Here is an 18074-nt window from a genome sequence, read left to right on the forward strand (position 1 = left end):
GCCGGCCGGACCCGCGGGGCCCGGCCGGCGGGCGGGATCACCAGATGGTGACGCGCTCCTCCGGGGCCAGCCACATCGGGTCCCCCTCGCGCGTGCCGAACGCCTCGTGGAAGGCGTCGATGTTCTTGACCACCTGGTTGCAGCGGAACTCGTTGGGCGAGTGCGGGTCCGAGGCGATGCGGGTGACCATGGCCTCCGGTCGCGTGAGCTGACGCCACACGGTGGCCCAGGCGGTGAAGAACTCGCGGTCCCCCGCCGCGGCGTCGAGGGAGGCGCCGTCGCCCTCGTCCCGCCAGATCTCCAAGGCGCGGTGGGCGATGCCCAGGCCGCCGAGGTCGCCGATGTTCTCCCCGAGGGTGAACTCGCCGTTGACGCGGTGGTCCGGGGCCTCGGCCGGGGAGAGCGCGTTGTACTGGGCCACCAGCCGGGAGGTGCGCTCGGTGAACGCCGCGCGGTCCTCCTCGGTCCACCAGTCCTCGAGCCGGCCGGCGCCGTCGTACCGCGAGCCCTGGTCGTCGAAGCCGTGGCCGATCTCGTGGCCGATCACGGCGCCGATCGCCCCCAGGTTCGCGGCCATCGAGGCCTCGGGGTCGAAGAACGGGGGCTGCAGGATGGCGGCCGGGAAGACGATCGCGTTCTCGAGCGGCGAGTAGTACGCGTTCACCGTCTGCGGCGTCACGTGCCACTCCTCCGGGTCCGGCCCGTCCGCGATCTTGCGCAGGTCCCGCTCCCACTCGAGCTCGGAGGAGGAGCGGGCGTTGCCCAGCAGGTCGCCGGCGTGGACCTCGAGGGCGGAGTAGTCCAGCCACTTCGAGGGGTAGCCCACCATGGGGCGGAACATCGCCAGCTTCTCGAGCGCCCGCTGACGGGTCTCCTCCCCCATCCACTCGAGCTCCTCGATGGACCGGCGGTAGGCCTCCTGGAGCAGGCCCACGAGCTCGTCCATCGTGGCCACGTGGCCCTGCGGGAAGTGGCGGGCCACGTAGAGCTGCGCCACGTCCTCGCCGGCCGCCCCGTTGACGAACGCGACCGCGCGCTTCCAGCGGGGGCGGACCTCCTCGGTGCCGGCCAGGCGGCGGCCGTAGAAGGAGAAGTTCTCCTGCACGAAGGCGTCCGGCAGGAACCCGGCGAAGGAGCGCAGCACCTGCAGGATCAGCCAGTGTCGCCAGTCCTCGAGGTCCGCGGCCTCGGGGCCCACGAGCAGCTCCTGCACACCGGAGAGGAAGTCCGGCTGCCACACCACGACCTCCGCGGCGCGCTCGCCCGCGGCGTCCACACCCTCGAGCCAGGCGTCGGCCAGGGGGAAGAGCTCCGTCAGGCGGTCGTGGGTCATGAGGTTGTAGCGGGCCACGGCGTCCCGGGTGCGGACCACGTCCCAGTGCAGGGCGGCGATGCGCTTCTCCAGCTCCACCACCCGGGCGCCCAGCGCGGCGGCCTCGTCCCGGTCCGCGCCGATCCCGGCCAGCGCCAGCAGGCGGCCGGTGTGCTCGGTGTACTGCGCGAGGATCTCGGCGTAGGCCTCGTCCCGGTAGTAGGACTCGTCCGGCAGGCCCAGACCGCCCTGGAGCAGGTGCAGGAGCATGCGGTCCGGGTCCCCGGCGTCGTTGAGGGCGCCGGTGTTGATGAGGCCGGAGACGCCCTGGCGCTGCAGTCGCCCGGACAGGGCGAGCAGCTCCGCGGGGGTGGACACGGTGGCCACTGCCGCCAGGTCCGAGGCGATCGGCTCGAGGCCGCGGGCCTCCACGGTCTCGTCGTCCATGAAGGACGCGTACAGCGCGGCGATCCGGCGCTTGAGCTCCGGATGCTCCGAGCCCTCCGCGTCCTCCTCGTCCAGCGGGGCGAGCGGGGCGTCCCGGTGCGCGCCGGCCGCGGCCGTCGCCTGCACGCGCGCCTGGGCGGGGTCGAAGCCCGTGCCGACCTCGCGCACGGCGTCCTCGCACAGGTGCCGGACGGCGAGCTCGGCCGCGTCCCGCAGCTCGAGGAACGCGCCGTAGGCGCCCTGGTCCGCGGGGATCTCGTGGGTGTCCAGCCACCCGGCGTTGACGTGGCGGTACAGGTCCTCGCGCGGCGACGGGACGCGGGGCTCGGCGGTGGCGGTCACGGCGGATCCTCCTGGACGTGGGGGGTGGGACGGTCTCGCACGGCACTCTAGCCGTGACACCGGACACGACGACGGGCACGCACCCTGGTCGGGTGTGTGCCCGTCGTCGTGGAGACGGCCGACCCGGGGGCCGCCGTCGGGAAGCGGGGGTCAGCCGACCTCGGCGGCCAGCTTCGCGAGCGACTCCTCCATCTGCTCCTCGGAGACCATCGGGAAGAGGTTCTTCTCCAACAGCTCCGGGTCGGTGACGTCGGTCCAGTCGTAGGTGAGGGACACGTCCGTGCTGCCGGAGCCGTTGTCCTCGAGCCGGTAGACCCACTGCCAGCCCTTGGGCTCGGTGCCGGCGGGGGCGGTCTTCCAGCCGACCAGCTTGTTCGGGTCGTAGGCGACCACGTGGTTGTCCGTCTGGTAGTCGCCACCCATGTGCTCCGCGTGCATGTTCATGGTGAACACGTCGCCGACCTTCTGGATGCGCTGGGTCTTGTCGTCCGACTGCACCATGCCCGAGCCGTCGAACTTCGCGTGGTTCGCGGGCAGGGTCAGGAAGTCGAACACGTCCTTGGCAGACGCGTCGATGGTCCGGGTGACGGTCTGCTGGGTCTCGCCGTGGGCGGTCTTGTTCATCTCGGTCATGGGATCAACCTAGGCACGGGGCCGGGGCGGCCGACAAGGTCTGGGGCTCAGTCCGGCACGTTGCGCCCACGCCGGAACGCGGACACGCTGCGGTGGCCGGCCACGCTGAACCGCCACGGGAAGCGCACGGAGCCGCCCTCCCCCGAGACGCCGACGCGCGGGCCCGTCACGACCTCGATCGGCGGCTCGGCCGGATCGCGGGGCGCGGGCGGGGCCAGCAGGAAGCGGGCGGGTGCGGCCGGCGCGGCGAGGCGGGCCGGGGTGCCGCCGTCGTCGTCCACCTCCGGCGGCGCGGCGACGATCTCCACGGGCACGTGGCCCATCTGCAGGGTGATGCCGAGGCCCTGGCCGAGGTTGCCCGGACCGGAGAGCAGCTTGGGGCCGGTGTCCCGGCCACGTCGGGCCACCGCGAGGTCCCCTCCCGCGAGCACCTCGGCCGCACGCAGCAGCACACCGCCGGCCTCCCCCTCGGGGTGGCCCACCAGGTTCAGGCAGCGGTGGATGCCGTAGTTCAGGTACACGTACGTGCGCCGCGGCGGCCCGAACAGCGCGGCATTGCGCTCGGTGCGGCCGCGGAACGAGTGGGCGCCGGGGTCCGCACCCGCGTTCCCGTACGCCTCGGTCTCGGTCAGCCGCACGGTGACGGCGCCGTCCGGGGCGACGACGGTCAGCCGGCACCCCAGCAGCGTCGCGGCGAGCGCGGGCGTGGGGCCGTCGAAGGCGGCGGCGAGACGCTCCGGGGTCACGGCAGCGGTCCCACGGCGGGCAGCACCATGTTGTCGATCAGCCGGACGGGCGGCACGTGCGCGGCCACGAGGGCGAGGGCCTCGCGGCGCAGCGGCTGGCACAGCAGCTCCGGACCGAGCTCGGCGAAGGTGTCCCGGTCCACCACCACGAGGTGGTCCAGCTCGACGCCCGGCTCGTCCTCGACCATCCGGCGAGCGGCCTGGACGTCGACGGGCTCGCCAGCCGCCGCGGCGTCGGCCAGGGAGCGCAGGGCGCGGCTGAGGACGAGCGCGTGCTCCAGGCCCGCGGCGTCCAGGCGGGTGTTGCGGCTGGAGAGCGCGAGGCCCTCGGGCGAGCGGACGATGGGCACGGCGCGGACGTCGACGTCGATGTCCAGGTCCGTGGCCAGGCGGCGCAGGACGGTGAGCTGCTGCGCGTCCTTCTGGCCGAAGTAGCTGCGCAGGGCCGGCGCCGCCGGGCGCACGATGTTCCACAGCTTCGCCACGACGGTGGCCACGCCGTCGAAGTGGCCCGGGCGGGAGGCGCCCTCGAGGACCTCCCCCATGCGGCCGGCCGAGACGGTGACGATCGGCGCGTCCGGGTAGCCCGGGTACATCTCCTGCAGGTCCGGGGCGAACACGACGTCGGCGCCCGCCGCCGCCAGCAGGTCCAGGTCCGCGTCCAGGGTGCGCGGGTAGTGCTCCAGGTCGGCCGGATCGCCGAACTGGAGGGGGTTCACGAAGATGCTGACCGCGACGACGTCGTTCTCGGCGCGGGCCCGCCGCACCAGGGCCGCGTGGCCGCCGTGGAGGGCGCCCATCGTGGGGACCAGGCCGACGGTGACGGGCTCGGCGTCGCCGTCGTCCGTGGCGTGGGCGACGAGCTCACGGAGAGCGGAGCGCATCTGGGCGACGGTCCGGGCCAGACGCGGGCGCGCGGAGGCACCGTCGACGTCGGCCGTCGCGGGGGCCGGGAAGGCGTCCTCGAGGGTGAGGCCGGTGCCGGCGGGGACGGGGCGCTGGTCGGGGACACGGTCGAGAGGGGTCACCCTCCGAGTCTAGGCACGGGGCCTCGTGGAGGACTTCCGCCTCACCACACGCATCTGGTCGAAGGCCTGAACCGCAGGCCGGATTCGGCCCCACCACGCACGACGCCGGCCGGCCCCGTCAACGGGACCGGCCGGCGTCGTGCTCGGATCGGGCTCAGGCGTCCTTCGCCGTGTCCTTCACCTGGCGGGCGGCGTCCTGGGACTCCGCCTTGAGGTCCTGCGCCGTGTCCGTGCCCTGCTCCTTGAGGTGGGACGCGGCCTCGGCGGCCGACTCCTTCACGCTCCCGGCGGCCTCGCGGGCGGCGGGCTCGAGGTCCTCGCGCAGCTGCTGGGCGGCCTGCTTGGCCTCGTCCACCAGCGGGGCGGCCTGGTCCTTGAGGCCCTGCGCGGCGCGCTGCTCCGCGCGTGAGGCGGGGATCAGCGAGCTGAGCAGCAGGCCGGCACCGAAGGCGATCAGCCCGGCGGCCAACGGGTTGCCCGCAGTGCGGCCGCGCAGCTGAGCCGGGGCCTGGTGCAGGGCGTGCTGGGCGTCATCGGCCCACTCGGACACCCGGTCGCCGGCGTCGCCCAGGCGGTCCTGGGCCTGGCCGGCCGCGTCATACGCGGAGGCCCGGGCGTCGTCGACCACCGCGTGGGCGCGATCGCCCAGCGAGGGCTCGTGGCGGTGCTGCTCCGGGGAGCCCATGATGTTCTCCTTCGCGTGGATGAAGCCGTCCTTGATGCGGTTGGTCTGCCGGGACACGGCCTTCGTGGGGCTCACCTTCTCGGCGAGGGCGTCCACGTCCTGGCCGAGCTCGCGGCGCGTGCGCTCGATGTCGGCGCGGATCTCGTCGGGGTTGTTGCTCGTGGTCATCGCGTCTCCTTCGCGGGGTTCAGGGTCTCGGGGATCTCCTGAAGCGTCTCCTGGGTCTGCGGCAGACCCTTGATCTTCTCGATGTCCTTCTTGCCCTGCACGGCCAGCACGGCCGCGACGACGCCCCACAGCACGGCCACGATCAACGCGGCCCAGCCGATCGGCAGGAACACGTCGAGCAGGTGCATCAGGGCCAGGGACAGGAACATCAGCAGGAAGAAGCCGCCGACGGCGGCGCCGGCCAGCAGGCCCGCCCCCTTGCCGGCCTTCTTCGCGGACTCGGTGGCCTCGGCCTTGGCCAGGGCGATCTCCTGGCTGACCAGCGTCGACAGCTTGGCCGACAGGCTCTGGAACATCTCGCCGAGGCTCTCGTGCTCGGCGCGGAACTCCGCCTGCGTGGGCGGCGGGGTGTGCGCGCCGGAGTGCGGCGTCGCGTCGCGGAACGGTTCCTGGGCGGTGCTCATGCGTCACCCCCGGGACGGGTCTGGTCGAACGGCCGCTCGGCGGTCAGGCCCTGCTGGACCGGCGCCTGCGTGCCGTACGGGGTGTCCCCGACGCCGGCCGCGCGGCGGGGCCCGGCGCCGTCCGCGACGCGGCCGTCGGCCTGGGAGAGCGAATCGCTCGAGTAGGCCGGGGCCTGCGAGTCCAGGTGGTGCGGGGTCACGTCCGCGTGCACCGCGTCCGGACGGGTCTCGTGACGGCGCGGCGAGGTGGCGGCGGCGGAGTCCGGCTGGGCGGCGTCGCGGATGCCGCGCGTCAATCGACCGGCCACCAGCCCGGCACCCAGGGCGAGGGCCAGGAACGTGCCCGGACGGCGAGCGGCGAAGCCGCGCACGTCCTGCAGCAGGTCCTGCGGGGAAGCGGTCTCCAGGCGCTGCGTCAGGGCCTCGGCACGGTCCGCCACCGAGGCGACGCCCTGGCGCACCAGGTCGGTCTGCGGCTGCTCACCGGAGACCACGCGGTGCAGGTCATCGGTGTAGCTGCGCACCTGGCCCGCGAGCCGCTCCTGCTGGGTCTGCACCTGAGCGCCGACCTGCTCCTGGGCGGAGCCGACCAGCGACTGCACCTGGTCAGCGGCCTCGTCCTTCACCTGGCCGGCCTCGTGCTTGGCGGTGGCCGCGAGGTCCTGGGCCTTGTCCTTGGCGTCGTGGGCCACGGCCTTCACCTGGCCCTGGGCCTCGCCCGCGGCCTGCTGGGCCTTGTCCTTCGCCTGGTCCTTGGCGTCACGGCCCTCGGCTGAGGAGCCGTGGGCGTTCTTCGGCGTGTTCGTCGTCATGCTGTGCCTTCCTTCGTCCGGGTCGGCGGCCCCTCATGGTCGGCCCTTCTGGCCGTCCACGTCACCGGGTCCACCGGTCTTGAGGGCCAAGGTAAGCACCGCCGGGACCGTGCCGGAAGACCTCGCGTCCGCCGGGATCGGCCGACGCACCACGCGTGCCGTCGCGCCCCCCACCGGGCCGGGCGGCGCGACGGCGTCGTCTCCGGTCGGGACGGGGTCAGCGCACCTGCAGGCCCCGCTGGGCGGTCTTGCCGACGCCCCGGCCCGGGTGCTCCTTCTTGCCCTGCATCCAGGTGTCCACGGCCTGCACGCCGAGGTCGGGGTGGTCGGTGAAGAAGCCGTCGATGCCGGCGTCGAGGAACGGCTGGATCATGCCGACCATGTCGCCCTGCGCGTTCCGGTCCGTGGAGGATCGGAACTCCGTGTAGAGGAACTGGTTCTCGGCGCGGAAGGTGTAGGGCACCACCTCGAGGCCCGCGCGGTGGGCGAGGGAGACGAACGCGGTCTCCTCGCCCATCGAGCCGTCCTTCTCCTTGGTGATGATCTGCGCGAAGGCCGGGCCGAGCGTGTCGACACCGGCCGCGCGGATCTCGCGCATGCCCGCGGCGGTCTCGTAGAAGTCGTAGTCGCGGAGCCCGTCGCCGGCGGCCACGGAGTCATAGGGCGCACCGTTGACGCTGGAGAGGAACACCGTCTCGGCCTTGAGGCCGAGGTTCTCGTTGAGATCGCGCAGGTTGGCGAGCTCGAAGGACTGCACGGTGGCGGGGGCGTTGCGCTTGTTCAGGCCGTGCTCGTCGAGCAGCTCGACGACGCGCTCCTCCATGGACAGGCCGATGGAGTCGAAGTAGGTGGGGTGCTTGATCTCGGGGATGACGCCGATCTCGCGGCCGTACCGGGCCGAGAGGCGCTCCCGCAGCTCGAGCACCTCCTCGAAGGTGGGCACCTGGTACCGGCCGTCGTAGGACGCGGACTCGGGGCGGACCTGCGGCAGGCGCTCCTTGGCGCGCAGGGTCTTGAGCTCGGCGAGGGTGAAGTCCTCGGTGAACCAGCCGGTGAGGGCCACGCCGTCGACGACCTTGGTGGTCTTGCGGTCCGCGAACTCGGGTCGCTGGGCGACGTCCGTGGTGCCGTCGATCAGGTTCTCGTGGCGGACCACGAGCACGCCGTCCTTGGTGGAAACCAGGTCCGGCTCGATCACATCCGCGCCCTGGGCGGCGGCCAGCTCGTAGGCGGCCAGGGTGTGCTCGGGGCGGTAGCCGGAGGCGCCACGGTGACCCACGACGTCGGGACGCACCACGGGCTTGCCCGTGACGGACTGCGCGGCGGCCGGGGTCTCCGTTGCGGCGGGGGCGGCGACGGCCGGGGCGGCCAGCGGGGCGCTGACGGCGACGGCGGCGGCGAGGGCCACGAGGCCGCGGGCGGCGTGACGACGGACGGAGGTCATGGAACGGTCCTTTCCGGGAGGGGGATGACCGCTCCAGTGGGCCAGATCCGGGTGTCGGCCGGGTGGCCCCCCTCCGGCCACAGCCGGCCCGTCCGGTGAACAGCCGGTGACGGGCGGCTGATCGGAGACGTTCAGCCGCCCGTCACGATGCGCGGCGCCGGGCGCGGCGACTCAGCTCGCCGTCGACGACGGCCGCGTCAGTCCCAGCGTCTCCGGGGTCGACGGGACGCCGTCGCCGAGGACGTGCTCGCCCAGGAAGCCGAGGACGACCTCGTACCAGACCTTCGCGTGCTGCGGGGCGAGGATCCAGTGGTTCTCGTGCGGGAAGTAGAGGAACCGGTGGTCGGTGGTGCCGTCCGCGGCGGCCGGCCGCCCGGACTTCGCCAGCAGGTCCGACCACAGGCGCAGCCCCTCGCCGATCGGCACGCGGTAGTCCTTGTCGCCGTGGATGACGAGCATCGGGGAGACGATCTCGCCCACGGACCGGTGCGGAGAGTTCTCCTGCTGCATCTGCTCGTCCATCTCGCGGGCCCAGTAGAACGCGGCGTCCGTCGTCGGGCCGAAGCCGTCCAGCGCCCACAGCGAGGCGTGCGTGACCACGCACCGGAACCGATCGGTGTGCCCGGCCACCCAGTTCGCCATGTAGCCGCCGAACGAGCCGCCCATGGCGGCGGTGCGGTCGCCGTCGACGTCCTCACGCGCCACGACGGCGTCCGTGAGCGCCATCAGGTCCGTGTAGGGCGCCTGGCCCCAGCGGCCCCAGCCGCGTTCGATGAAGTCCTGGCCGTAGCCCGTGGACAGCGCCGGGTCCGGCAGCAGCACCGCGTAGCCGCGCGCCGCCATGATCCACGGGGTCCAGCGCCAGCTCCACGCGTTCCACGAGCCCAGGGGCCCGCCGTGGATCCACAGCAGCAGCGGGTGACCGCCGGCCGGCGCCTCCCCCTCGGGGAGCACGAGCCAGCCGCGCACGCGCGTGCCGTCCTCGGCGACGGTCTCCACGTCCTCGAGGGTGCCCGGGATCGCGGGGCGTTCCACGGGGTTCGGCAGGCGCGTGGCCTCGCCCGTGGCCAGGTCGATCCGCGCCACCTCCGGCGGGAACAGGTAGGAGGAGCGGACGCCGTAGGCCGTGGCCCCGTCCGGGGAGAGCACGACGTCGGTCCACGCCTCGTCCTCCCGGGTCACCTGCGCGACGGCGCCGGTGGCCACCTCGATGCGGAACACCGGGCGGCGGCCCTCGGAGTCCGCGAGCGCGATCACCGCGGAGTCGTCCGGCAGCCACGCGACGACGTCGGCCCACCGGTCCCAGCCGTGGGCCAGGGGCGTGGTCTGGCCCGTGGCCGTGTCCATCACGTACAGGCGCGGGTGCACGGCGGAGTGCGGGGTGGAGTCGGGCGTGCGGACGACGACGGCGCGCGTGCCGTCGTGGCTGACGGGGCCGACGGCCACGTCCTCACCGGGGACGTCGTGCAGGACGCGGTGCTCGCCCGTGGCCAGGTCCACGCGCACCACCGTGCCCTCGCGCACGTTGCCGCGGGCCTCGGCGGTGGCGGCCGTGGTGAGCAGGAACGAGCCGTCCGGGGCCACCTGCGCGCCGATCCCGAACGCGTGGGAGCGCGGGAATCCGGAGACGTGGCGCAGGTGGTGCGCCACGTCGTCGGCCTCGGGAGCCAGGCCGGAGGCGGCGGGGCCGGGCTCGGCGGCGTCGGCGTCCGTGGCGGGCTCACCCTGCGGGTCCGGGCCGGCCTCGAGGACGAAGAGCTCGGGGCGGGCGGGGCCGAGGTCGTGGTCCCAGAAGCGGATGGGGTAGCCGGTGTGCAGGATGGCGTCCACGCCGGCGTCCTTGCGGGTCTGCGCGAGGGCCGCGTGCTCGGCCTCGGTGGTCGCACCGAGCAGCCGGTCCGCCGTGACGACCACGCGGTCCGCCGCGGAGGCGCACGTGACCGCGGCGACGCCGCCCGGGCGGGAGAGCACCACGCGCGCCTCGCCGCCCCGGGCCGGCAGGGCCCACAGGGCGCTGCGCTTCTCGGCCTCGGCGTCGGCGGGGTCGGGGCGGGCGGAGGTGAAGAAGAGGGTGCCGTCCGCGGCGAACTGCGCACCCGCCTCGCCCTCGCGGGAGCGGGTCAGGCGGTGGGCGGGGCGCTCGCCCGCGGGGTCGACCTCCCAGAGGGCGGTGGCGTAGCCGGTGCCCTCCGCGTCCCGGGTGGCGACGGTGGTCACCAGGCGGGCGCCGTCCGGGCTGAGGGTGAGACCGGCGACGCGCGGCAGGGCGGTGAAGGCGTCGAGGTCGTGGAAGGGGGTGGCGGGGGTGTCCGCGGTGTCCGGGGTGGAGGTCATGCGTTCGTTTCTATCGGCCCGCACGTGATCCGGGCAACACGGAGGGCGGCGGGGGTGGTGGCGTCGACGGCGGGCCGCCCCGGCGCCCGCCGCGCCTCAGGCGCCGGGCAGCGTGCCGACGTCGGCCCGGATCTGCTGGAGCTGCTCGCCGAGCCAGTCGACGTACCCGCCCATCCACTCCCCCGTGGCCTGGTCGTTCCAGCTCTGGCCGACCACCGGCTGCGGGAAGACGACGGCGTCCGAGAGGGTGTCCCGCAGCGCGAGGGCGGGCCCCTCCTCATCCGCGACCGTCACCCACTGCATGCCGTGGCGCGCGCCCAGGTGCTCGCCGAGCAGCACCGCGACGACGTCCAGCAACACCGCCAGCTCCTCGGGGTCGATCTCCTCGGCCTCGGCCTGCGAGCGGGCCAGCACGGCGTCGTAGTAGGCGGCGACCGCGTCCAGGTCCAGGTGGTCCACGCCCTCCTGCGCGGCGAAGTCGCGACGGACGCGCACCCACTCCCGCTCGGACTCGGTCAGGGGGCTCATCTCGGGCTGGTCGGTCATGGCCTCCATCCTGCCAGGCGAGTCGGGCGCCGCCGTCGGTGGAACGGACGGCGCCGGCCGCGCTTTCGTTCGAGAAACGGCGGCGTGTCGCAGCGCTTTCGTTCGAGAAACGGCGAGGAACCGGGGGACGGACCGCCGGAGGCCTGCGATCCCCCAGCGGGAGCACTCGTGGAGGCACCCGATGTCGTGCCGCCAGCGACGAGGCGAGCGTGCGGGCCGTCGTCGTCCGCCGCCCCCGACCGGACTTGAGACACTGGCCCCATGCGCGTCATGACCGTCTGCCTGGGGAACATCTGCCGCTCGCCCGCCGCCGAGGCCGTGCTGAACCGCAAGCTCGCGGAGGCCGGTCTCGACGACGTCGAGGTCACCTCCGCCGGCACGTCCGACGAGCACGTGGGCGCCCGGCCGCATCACCTCACCCGCGAGGTCGGCGGGGAACTGGGCTACGAGTTCCCGACGGTGGGGGTGCAGCTGTCCGCCGACCTCGTGGACGACGCCGACCTGATCCTGGTGATGGACGAGGCCAACCTCGCCGACGCGCGGCGGCTCGCGACCACGGACGAGCAGCGGGACCGGATCCACCTGATGGGCGAGTTCGCGTCGGATGCGGACCGCGCCGGGGTGCGCGAGGTCCCCGATCCGTACGGGTATCCGCGGCCGCAGTTCGAGGACATGTACCGGCAGATCGAGGACGCGGCAGACGGCGTCGTCGCCGCGATCCGCGACGGACGCCTCTGACGGCCGGGGCGCGGTCCCGGGGTCCCGTCCCAGCGACGCGAACGCCGCCGGACCCGCCGTTTCCCGAACGAAAACGGCCGGGGACCCGCCGTTTCCCGAACGAAAGCGGGGGCGGGGGGCGGAGGGGGATCGGTCAGTCGTCGTGGGGGTCGTCGGAGCCGTCGAGGACCTCGCGCAGCCGCGCCGCCGTGTCCGCGCGCAGGGTGCCGCGGGTCTCGGCACGGTCGGTCGTCGCGCGGGCGAGGGTCTCCCACACGGCCCGCACGTCCGCCGGCAGTCCCCCGGCCTCGAGCTCGCCGAGGGTCTCACGGTGGGTCCGCAGCGTGTCGACGTCGCCGCGGGCCACGGGTCCGGTGAGGGCGCCGTCGCCGTCGGTGAGCGCGTTCTCCAGCGCGGCGGTCATGAGCGAGCGCAGCACCCGCTCCGGGTCGGCCACCCCGATCGTCTCGAGGATCTGACGGGCCTGCGCCGTCAGCGTCACCAGGTGGTTCGACCCGTGGGACAGCGCCAGGTGGTAGGCCGCCCGGTCGGCCTCCTTCACGACCACGGGCTCGCCGCCCATCTCCACCACGAGCGCCTGGGCCACGGGCAGCACCACGGGGTCCGCGGTCACGCCGAACACGCAGTCCTGCAGCCGGGCGACGTCGAGGCTCAGCCCCGTGAACGTCATGGCCGGGTGGATCGCCAGGGGGATCGCCCCGTGCGCGCGCACCGGCTCCATCACCCCCACCCCGTAGCGGCCGGAGGTGTGCACGAGCAGGTGGCCGGTCTGCACGTGCCCCGCGGCGGCCAGGCCGGCCACGAGCTCGCCCAGTGCGTCGTCCGGGACGGCGAAGACGACCATCTCGGAGCGGCGCAGGATCTCGGGGATCTCCAGGACGGGCACGCCCGGCAGGAGCATCTCCGCGCGGTCCCGCGAGGCCTCGGAGACGGCGTGCACGCCCGTGATCGTGTGGCCCGCCGCCCGCAGCGCCGAGCCCAGCACGGCCCCCACACGACCCGCGCTCACCACGCCGACGCCCAGCCGCCCGGGCCGCTGCGCCGGGTCGTGCGGGTCCAGGCTCAGGTCGAGTCCGCCGGTCATCGCTCCTCCTCGCTGCGCACGGCGGGGACGTCTGCCCCGCTCTCCTCCCCGACGACGGCGCCGCCGACGACGCCGGCCCGGGCCAGTTCGCGGCGGCCCACCTCGGTGGCCGCGACCTCGCGCGTGCGCTGCTCGAAGCGGGCCAGCTCCTCGGGCCGCATCCACTGGTCGCGGTCGGTGAGGCGACGCGAGACGGCGGCGTGCCGGGCCTCCCGGGCGTACAGGTCCACGGCCACGTCCTCGTCGAGGTCGCGGACCACGGCGTTCGCCCCCGCGACCCACACGCGCACCGTGGCCAGACCCAGGCGTCGCTGCACCGGGCCCTGCGCCAGCTCGGCCGCCTGCATGCGCTCGTGCTGGAGGGTCTGCAGCCGGCGGTTCAACCAGCCGCTGCGCACCACCAGCAGGGACCGCGTCGTCGTGAAGCCGGTCCGCCGCCAGGCGAACCAGTTGAACCACCACCTGCCGCGCCGCGGCACGTGCTGGAAGCCCCCCTCCGTGCCGGTGCCGTGCACGCCGAGGTGCATGAGCCCGGCAGGGGTCAGCCCCTGCGCGGCCCGCGGATCACCGTCCAGGCCCGGGTCCGGGGCCACGACCGTGAGGACGCGGAGCACGTCCTCCCACGGACCGACGGGCAGCGCCACGTCCCGGGCGCCGTCGGACTCCTGCCCGTAGCCGGCCACCGCCACGTTCACCCGATACCAGCCGAAGGGCCGCCAGAACAGGGACTGGGACACGGTCACCCCCTGCACCCGCCCCGGCGGGACGGTCTGGTGGGTGGTCTCGGTGAGCCCGTGCCGCAGCCGCAGCCCGTCGGTGGAGCGGCGCACCTGGAAGCCCCAGCCGGCGTTCAGCCGGGACCACGCGACGCCGGCCACGGAGAACAGGGCGGGCAGGGCCGCGGCCGCGCCGACACCGGTCAGGGTCTCCCCCTCGTCCAGCACCGCCTCGGGCAGCAGCGCGACCACGAGGGCGAGGCCGGCCAGCCAGATCAGGGACCCGGCCAGCACCCCCAGCACGCCTCCGGAGAGCAGGACGGAGCCGAGGAGCCGCCCCGCGGGCACCTGCAGCATGAGTTCGCCGGCGTCCGCGTCCGCGGCGTCGGCGCCGGGGAGGCCGGCCTCGGCCGCGCGCTCCGGCGCGGACGCGTCCGCTCCGGCTCCCCCGAGCACCCCCGACGCGCGGTCCAGGATCTCCCGGCGCACCGCTTCGGCCTCGGCGCGGCGCAGGAAGGACAGCTCGAGCGCGGACTCGCCGCCGTCGGCCGCCTCGACCTTCACCGTGGCCAGCCCGAGCAGCCGGGCCACGAGGGGGTGCTGCAGGTCCACCGCCTGGATGCGGTCATAGCGCATCTGCCGGCGGCTGCGGAAGAGCCAGCCCTGGCGCAGCTCGATCCGGTCCTCCCCGCAGCGGAACCGGGTGAACCACCAGGAGAAGAAGAACACGAGGCTGATCAGCAGGGTGACCCCCAGCAGGATGCCGCCGGCCACGAACAGGCTGCCGTCTCCGCCACCCGGGACGTCCTCCCCGCTGAGCCGGCCCGCCGCGAAGTCCTCGACCGCGTTGCGGCCCGCGAAGAACAGGATCAGCAGCAGGAAGGTCCAGCCCCGCACCCAGGGCGAGGCGGGGTGGACGCGGACCCAGCCGGCGTCGTCGGCGGGGGGCGGGGCGGCGGCGCTCACAGGCCCGCCAGCCGCGCCTGGCCGCGCGCCATGAGGACCTCGCGCAGCTCCTCGGCCCTCTCGCGGGGCACGCCCTCCAGGGTGACGTCCCCGCCCGCGGCGGCGGTCTTCAGGGTGAGGGTCTGCAGCCCGACCCGGCGCAGCAGCGGGCCGTCCGAGACGTCCACGTACTGCAGGCGGCCGTACGGCACCGCATGCACGCTGCGGAACAGGATGCCCTCGCGCCACAGCACGTCGTCCTCGCGCTCGGCCCAGCCCATCGCGCGCACGCGCCGCGGGATCAGGATCAGGTCCACGATCCAGGACACGACGACGACGGCCGGCAGCCCCCACGCGGCCCACGCGGCCATCCCCGCCCATGGGCCGGTGAGCTTGAGGATCAGCGGCACGGAGAACGCGGCGAGCCAGATCAGGTGGCCGATGGTCGTGGCGATGAGCTTCACCGTCGCCAGCCGCGGCGAGGCCGGCGTGAAGGCCACGCCGCTCAGGTCAATGCCGGGCACGGGCATACCCTCCTTCGGTCTCCGGACGGGCCGGTCGGCCCGGGGACCCATCCTGCCCACGACCGCCCTCAGGCGCATCCTCCTCAGGGGGGATCCGGCACCACCGTTCGACGATCAGCCCCACCACCAGCAGGACGAGGCCGCCGACGGCCTGCAGGGCGGCCTCCCGCACGGTCGGCGCCCCGACGCCGGCCCGCAGCAGCACCTGCACCGCCACACCGGCGTGCCAGCCGCCGAGGGCCGCTCCCGCGAAGCCGGAGGCCTGGCCGAGCACAAGCGTGCGGGCCGCGGCGAGCGGGTCCATCCGCGCGGCGGCGGGCTTCTCCCGGTCGCGGCGCACCCGCCAGCCCAGCGCGAGGCACAGCACGGAGACCGCGGCCACGGTGATCAGGCCGCTGCGGCCCACCACGGGCGCCGGCCAGCCCAGGGACGGCGCGGCGACCCCGGCCAGCCAGCCGAGCACGGCGGCCACCAGCACCACGAGCAGGGTCCACCCGGAGCGCAGCGCGATCACGTGGCCTCCCTCCCGAGGGCGTCCGGGCGTGCCGGACGGAGCGGGGCGACGTCGTCGGTGCCGGCCAGCAGCCGGTGCCGCTCGGGCTCCTGGCGGCGCACCCCGGGGGCGTCCGCGGCGACGGCGGCGAGGTCGGCGACGGGCGTGCCGGCGAGCGTGGCGTCCGCGTCGAGCCACAGCCACGGCAGCAGCACGAAGGCCCGCTCGGCCGCGCGGGGATGCGGCAGGGTGAGGTCCGGGTGGTCGCTGCGCACGTCCCCGTAGGCGATCACGTCCACGTCCAGGGTGCGCGCGCCCCAGCGGACCTCGCGCCGCCGATGGTGGTCCTGCTCGAGCCGGTGCGCCACCGCGAGCAGCTCCCACGGCGCGAGGTCCGTGCGCAGGGTGACCACCTGGTTGAGGTAGTCGGGCTGGCCCGGCGGCCCGCCCACGGGCGCGGTGACGGCTCGGGGCGAGGCCCGGACGTCCGTGATGTGCGGCAGCGCGGACAGGGCCGCGACGGCGGCGTCCAGCGTCTGTGCGGGCTCGCGCAGGTTGGCGCCGAGGGCCAGCACGGCCGGGACGGGCGCGTCCGGGCGGGCGCCCAGCGCGGGGACGGGCGCGGGGCCCTCGGCCGGGTGCGACCAGTCGACGGTGCTCACGCGAGATCCCCCCGGGTGCGGTGCACGGTGACGGCCGCGTCCGCGAAGTCGTGCGGGATGGGCGCCTGCGGCTTGTGCACGGTGACCTCGACGGCGGTCACCACGGGCTGCTCGGCGAGGACGGCGCGGGCGATCCGGTCGGCGAGGGTCTCGATCAGGTCCACCGGCTCCCCGGTGACCAGGCGGACCACCGTGTCCGCGACCTCGGCGTAGTTGGCGGTGCGGGCGAGGTCGTCGCCGGCCGCGGCGGGGCCGGCGTCGAGGTGGAGGACGACGTCCGTGACGAACGGCTGCCCGTCCCGGCGCTCGTGGTCGAAGACCCCGTGGTGCCCGACGGCGGACAGCCCGGCCAGGCGGATGCGGTCCCGGGCGCTCACGGCAGCACGTCCTCGGAGACGGGCTCACCCGGGGCATGCGCCCCGGCCCAGGCCGCGGCGGTGCGGACGGCGTCGGCGCTGGCGCGCACGTCGTGCACGCGCACGCCCCAGGCGCCCTGGGCGGCGGCGAGGGCGGAGATCGCCGCGGTGGCGGCGTCGCGTGCGGCGGGCGGGGCCGGGGCGCCGTCGTCGTCCGCCAGCAGGGTGCCCAGGAACCGCTTGCGGGAGGCGGCGACGAGCACCGGGTGGCCCATGGCGCGGAGCCACTCGAGGCCGCGCAGCAGCTCCCAGTTCTGCTCGCCGGCCTTCGCGAAGCCCAGGCCCGGGTCCACGATCAGCTGCGCGGGCTCGACGCCCGCGGCGAGGAAGCGGCCGGCCACGTCCCGCAACTCGCACACGACGTCCGGGACGGTGTCCTCGTAGACGGCCAGCCCGTCCATGGTCTGCGGGTTTCCGCGGTTGTGCATGAGGATGTAGGGCGCGCCCGACGCGGCGATCAGCGCCGGCATCTCCGGCTCGTGGGCGAGGCCGGAGACGTCGTTGACGATCACCGGCCCCAGCGCCAGGGCAGCCCGGGCCGTGGCGGTGTGGCGCGTGTCCACGGAGACGACGACGTCCTCGGCCAGCAGCGCCTCGATCACGGGCAGGATGCGCTCCTGCTCCTCGGCCGGCGGCACGGCGCGGGCCCCGGGGCGGGTGGACTCCCCGCCCACGTCCACGATGTCCGCGCCGTCCGCGACCATGCGCCGGGCGTGCTCGACGGCCGCGCGGACGGTGGCGTGCTCCCCGCCGTCCGAGAACGAGTCAGGGGTGACGTTGAGGATGCCCATGATTAGGGTCCGGCCCGCAGGCAGCCGCCCCAGCAGGGCGCGGTTCGCCTCCCGCGCCGCCGCGTCGATGCTCTCGTCCACGTGTCCTCCTCCGCCGTCGGTGGTCCTCAGCCGTGCATGATGAGGCTCATCGCCTCGGAGCGCGTGGACGGATCCCGCAGCTGGCCGCGCACGGCCGAGGTGACGGTCTTCGCGCCCGGCTTGCGCACGCCGCGCATGGACATGCACATGTGCTCGGCCTCCACCACCACGATCGCCCCGCGCGGGGCCAGATGCTCCATGAGCGCCTCCACCACCTGCGTGGTCAGCCGCTCCTGCACCTGCGGACGCCGCGCGTACAGCTCCACGAGGCGGGCCAGCTTGGACAGCCCCGTCACGCGGCCCTCGGCGGAGGGGATGTAGCCGATGTGTGCGGTGCCGTGGAACGGCACCAGGTGGTGCTCGCACGTCGAGTAGAACGGGATGTCCTTCACCAGCACGAGCTCCTCGTGCGCGATGTCGAACGTGGTGCCGAGCACCTGGTCCGGGCTCTGGTGCAGGCCCGCGAAGAACTCCGCGTACGCCTTGGCCACCCGCGCCGGGGTGTCCGCCAGGCCCTCGCGGTCCGGGTCCTCACCGATCGCCAGCAGGATCTCCCGCACCGCCGCCTCGATGCGCGGCCGGTCGACCGCGGTCGAGTCCGGGTCGAACGTGCCGGGGACGGCGTCGTCGGGGGTGTGGGCTGTCATGCGGGCCTCCTGCGCG

The 18074-nt window shown here is 74.8% G+C and carries 19 protein-coding genes; 1 reads left to right on the top strand and 18 read right to left on the bottom strand.

What is annotated here, in order from left to right; translation table 11 throughout:
* Positions 1-37 precede the first annotated feature (37 nt).
* The 10 genes from ACUXPL_RS05795 to ACUXPL_RS05840 all read right to left on the bottom strand — a co-directional run bounded on the left by ACUXPL_RS05795 (position 38) and on the right by ACUXPL_RS05840 (position 10961).
* Positions 38-2101 (bottom strand): M13 family metallopeptidase, encoded by a 2064-nt coding sequence (locus ACUXPL_RS05795; RefSeq protein WP_454182500.1) that lies wholly within the window; start codon positions 2099-2101, stop codon positions 38-40.
* A 150-nt stretch (positions 2102-2251) separates the two neighbouring features.
* A complete protein-coding gene (locus tag ACUXPL_RS05800) occupies positions 2252-2734 on the bottom strand; it encodes an SRPBCC family protein (protein ID WP_036314813.1) in 483 nt (160 codons plus the stop codon).
* A 47-nt stretch (positions 2735-2781) separates the two neighbouring features.
* Complete coding sequence (locus tag ACUXPL_RS05805; protein ID WP_454182502.1) at positions 2782-3480, bottom strand: DNA-3-methyladenine glycosylase; 699 nt, start codon at positions 3478-3480, stop codon at positions 2782-2784.
* Positions 3477-4508 carry a pantoate--beta-alanine ligase gene (panC, locus tag ACUXPL_RS05810; RefSeq protein ID WP_454182504.1) on the bottom strand — a complete coding sequence of 344 codons (1032 nt, stop codon included), beginning with the start codon at positions 4506-4508 and terminating at the stop codon, positions 3477-3479. Before panC ends, ACUXPL_RS05805 begins: the two co-directional genes overlap by 4 nt.
* Before the next feature lie 154 nt (positions 4509-4662).
* Positions 4663-5361, bottom strand: coding sequence for a DUF3618 domain-containing protein (locus ACUXPL_RS05815; protein ID WP_454182506.1), 699 nt, complete (start codon positions 5359-5361; stop codon positions 4663-4665).
* Positions 5358-5825: a phage holin family protein gene (locus ACUXPL_RS05820; protein WP_144825003.1), complete on the bottom strand. Its 468-nt coding sequence runs from the start codon at positions 5823-5825 to the stop codon at positions 5358-5360. The genes ACUXPL_RS05815 and ACUXPL_RS05820 overlap by 4 nt, the downstream gene beginning before the upstream one ends.
* The gene (locus tag ACUXPL_RS05825) at positions 5822-6637 is read right to left on the bottom strand and encodes a hypothetical protein (RefSeq protein ID WP_454182508.1); all 816 of its coding nucleotides are present in this window, start codon (positions 6635-6637) and stop codon (positions 5822-5824) included. The genes ACUXPL_RS05820 and ACUXPL_RS05825 overlap by 4 nt, the downstream gene beginning before the upstream one ends.
* A 217-nt stretch (positions 6638-6854) precedes the next feature.
* A complete protein-coding gene (locus ACUXPL_RS05830; protein ID WP_454182510.1) occupies positions 6855-8081 on the bottom strand; it encodes a glycerophosphodiester phosphodiesterase in 1227 nt (408 codons plus the stop codon).
* A 171-nt stretch (positions 8082-8252) separates the two neighbouring features.
* Entirely contained in the window at positions 8253-10415 is a 2163-nt protein-coding gene (locus tag ACUXPL_RS05835; RefSeq protein ID WP_454182512.1) for an alpha/beta fold hydrolase, read from the bottom strand.
* A gap of 96 nt (positions 10416-10511) precedes the next feature.
* Entirely contained in the window at positions 10512-10961 is a 450-nt protein-coding gene (locus ACUXPL_RS05840; RefSeq protein ID WP_454182514.1) for a DUF3806 domain-containing protein, read from the bottom strand.
* 261 nt (positions 10962-11222) lie between these two features.
* Between ACUXPL_RS05840 and ACUXPL_RS05845 the strand changes: the two genes are divergently transcribed.
* A complete protein-coding gene (locus ACUXPL_RS05845) occupies positions 11223-11699 on the top strand; it encodes a low molecular weight protein-tyrosine-phosphatase (RefSeq protein ID WP_454182516.1) in 477 nt (158 codons plus the stop codon).
* A 133-nt stretch (positions 11700-11832) separates the two neighbouring features.
* Here the strand turns inward: ACUXPL_RS05845 and ACUXPL_RS05850 are convergent, their stop codons facing one another.
* Genes ACUXPL_RS05850 through folE form a run of 8 tightly spaced genes read right to left on the bottom strand, consistent with a single transcriptional unit; the run spans position 11833 to position 18058 of the window.
* Entirely contained in the window at positions 11833-12783 is a 951-nt protein-coding gene (locus ACUXPL_RS05850; protein WP_063189138.1) for a Rossmann-like and DUF2520 domain-containing protein, read from the bottom strand.
* Complete coding sequence (locus tag ACUXPL_RS05855; protein WP_454182518.1) at positions 12780-14465, bottom strand: PH domain-containing protein; 1686 nt, start codon at positions 14463-14465, stop codon at positions 12780-12782. The genes ACUXPL_RS05850 and ACUXPL_RS05855 overlap by 4 nt, the downstream gene beginning before the upstream one ends.
* On the bottom strand, positions 14462-14974 hold the full coding sequence (locus tag ACUXPL_RS05860) for a PH domain-containing protein (RefSeq protein WP_135039851.1): 513 nt from the start codon (positions 14972-14974) through the stop codon (positions 14462-14464). Before ACUXPL_RS05860 ends, ACUXPL_RS05855 begins: the two co-directional genes overlap by 4 nt.
* Positions 14955-15482 carry a DUF3180 domain-containing protein gene (locus tag ACUXPL_RS05865; protein WP_454182520.1) on the bottom strand — a complete coding sequence of 176 codons (528 nt, stop codon included), beginning with the start codon at positions 15480-15482 and terminating at the stop codon, positions 14955-14957. Before ACUXPL_RS05865 ends, ACUXPL_RS05860 begins: the two co-directional genes overlap by 20 nt.
* On the bottom strand, positions 15479-16123 hold the full coding sequence (gene folK / locus ACUXPL_RS05870; protein WP_454182522.1) for a 2-amino-4-hydroxy-6-hydroxymethyldihydropteridine diphosphokinase: 645 nt from the start codon (positions 16121-16123) through the stop codon (positions 15479-15481). Before folK ends, ACUXPL_RS05865 begins: the two co-directional genes overlap by 4 nt.
* The gene (gene folB, locus ACUXPL_RS05875; RefSeq protein WP_454182524.1) at positions 16120-16500 is read right to left on the bottom strand and encodes a dihydroneopterin aldolase; all 381 of its coding nucleotides are present in this window, start codon (positions 16498-16500) and stop codon (positions 16120-16122) included. The genes folK and folB overlap by 4 nt, the downstream gene beginning before the upstream one ends.
* Positions 16497-17411: a dihydropteroate synthase gene (gene folP / locus ACUXPL_RS05880; RefSeq protein WP_454182526.1), complete on the bottom strand. Its 915-nt coding sequence runs from the start codon at positions 17409-17411 to the stop codon at positions 16497-16499. Before folP ends, folB begins: the two co-directional genes overlap by 4 nt.
* A 26-nt stretch (positions 17412-17437) precedes the next feature.
* A complete protein-coding gene (gene folE, locus ACUXPL_RS05885) occupies positions 17438-18058 on the bottom strand; it encodes a GTP cyclohydrolase I FolE (RefSeq protein WP_020625291.1) in 621 nt (206 codons plus the stop codon).
* Between the last annotated feature and the right edge of the window lie 16 nt (positions 18059-18074).

Source organism: Micrococcus sp. 140720015-1 (assembly GCF_053627595.1).

What these genes read in the sequence shown, in the direction of transcription:
- ACUXPL_RS05835 (WP_454182512.1), bottom strand. Translation starts at nt 10,415, where the DNA reads ATGACCTCCACCCCGGACACCGCGGACACCCCCGCCACCCCCTTCCAC.
- ACUXPL_RS05840 (WP_454182514.1), bottom strand. Translation starts at nt 10,961, where the DNA reads ATGACCGACCAGCCCGAGATGAGCCCCCTGACCGAGTCCGAGCGGGAG.
- ACUXPL_RS05825 (WP_454182508.1), bottom strand. Translation starts at nt 6,637, where the DNA reads ATGACGACGAACACGCCGAAGAACGCCCACGGCTCCTCAGCCGAGGGC.
- ACUXPL_RS05845 (WP_454182516.1), top strand. Translation starts at nt 11,223, where the DNA reads ATGCGCGTCATGACCGTCTGCCTGGGGAACATCTGCCGCTCGCCCGCC.
- ACUXPL_RS05850 (WP_063189138.1), bottom strand. Translation starts at nt 12,783, where the DNA reads ATGACCGGCGGACTCGACCTGAGCCTGGACCCGCACGACCCGGCGCAG.
- ACUXPL_RS05800 (WP_036314813.1), bottom strand. Translation starts at nt 2,734, where the DNA reads ATGACCGAGATGAACAAGACCGCCCACGGCGAGACCCAGCAGACCGTC.
- ACUXPL_RS05820 (WP_144825003.1), bottom strand. Translation starts at nt 5,825, where the DNA reads ATGAGCACCGCCCAGGAACCGTTCCGCGACGCGACGCCGCACTCCGGC.
- ACUXPL_RS05860 (WP_135039851.1), bottom strand. Translation starts at nt 14,974, where the DNA reads ATGCCCGTGCCCGGCATTGACCTGAGCGGCGTGGCCTTCACGCCGGCC.
- folE (WP_020625291.1), bottom strand. Translation starts at nt 18,058, where the DNA reads ATGACAGCCCACACCCCCGACGACGCCGTCCCCGGCACGTTCGACCCG.
- ACUXPL_RS05815 (WP_454182506.1), bottom strand. Translation starts at nt 5,361, where the DNA reads ATGACCACGAGCAACAACCCCGACGAGATCCGCGCCGACATCGAGCGC.
- ACUXPL_RS05830 (WP_454182510.1), bottom strand. Translation starts at nt 8,081, where the DNA reads ATGACCTCCGTCCGTCGTCACGCCGCCCGCGGCCTCGTGGCCCTCGCC.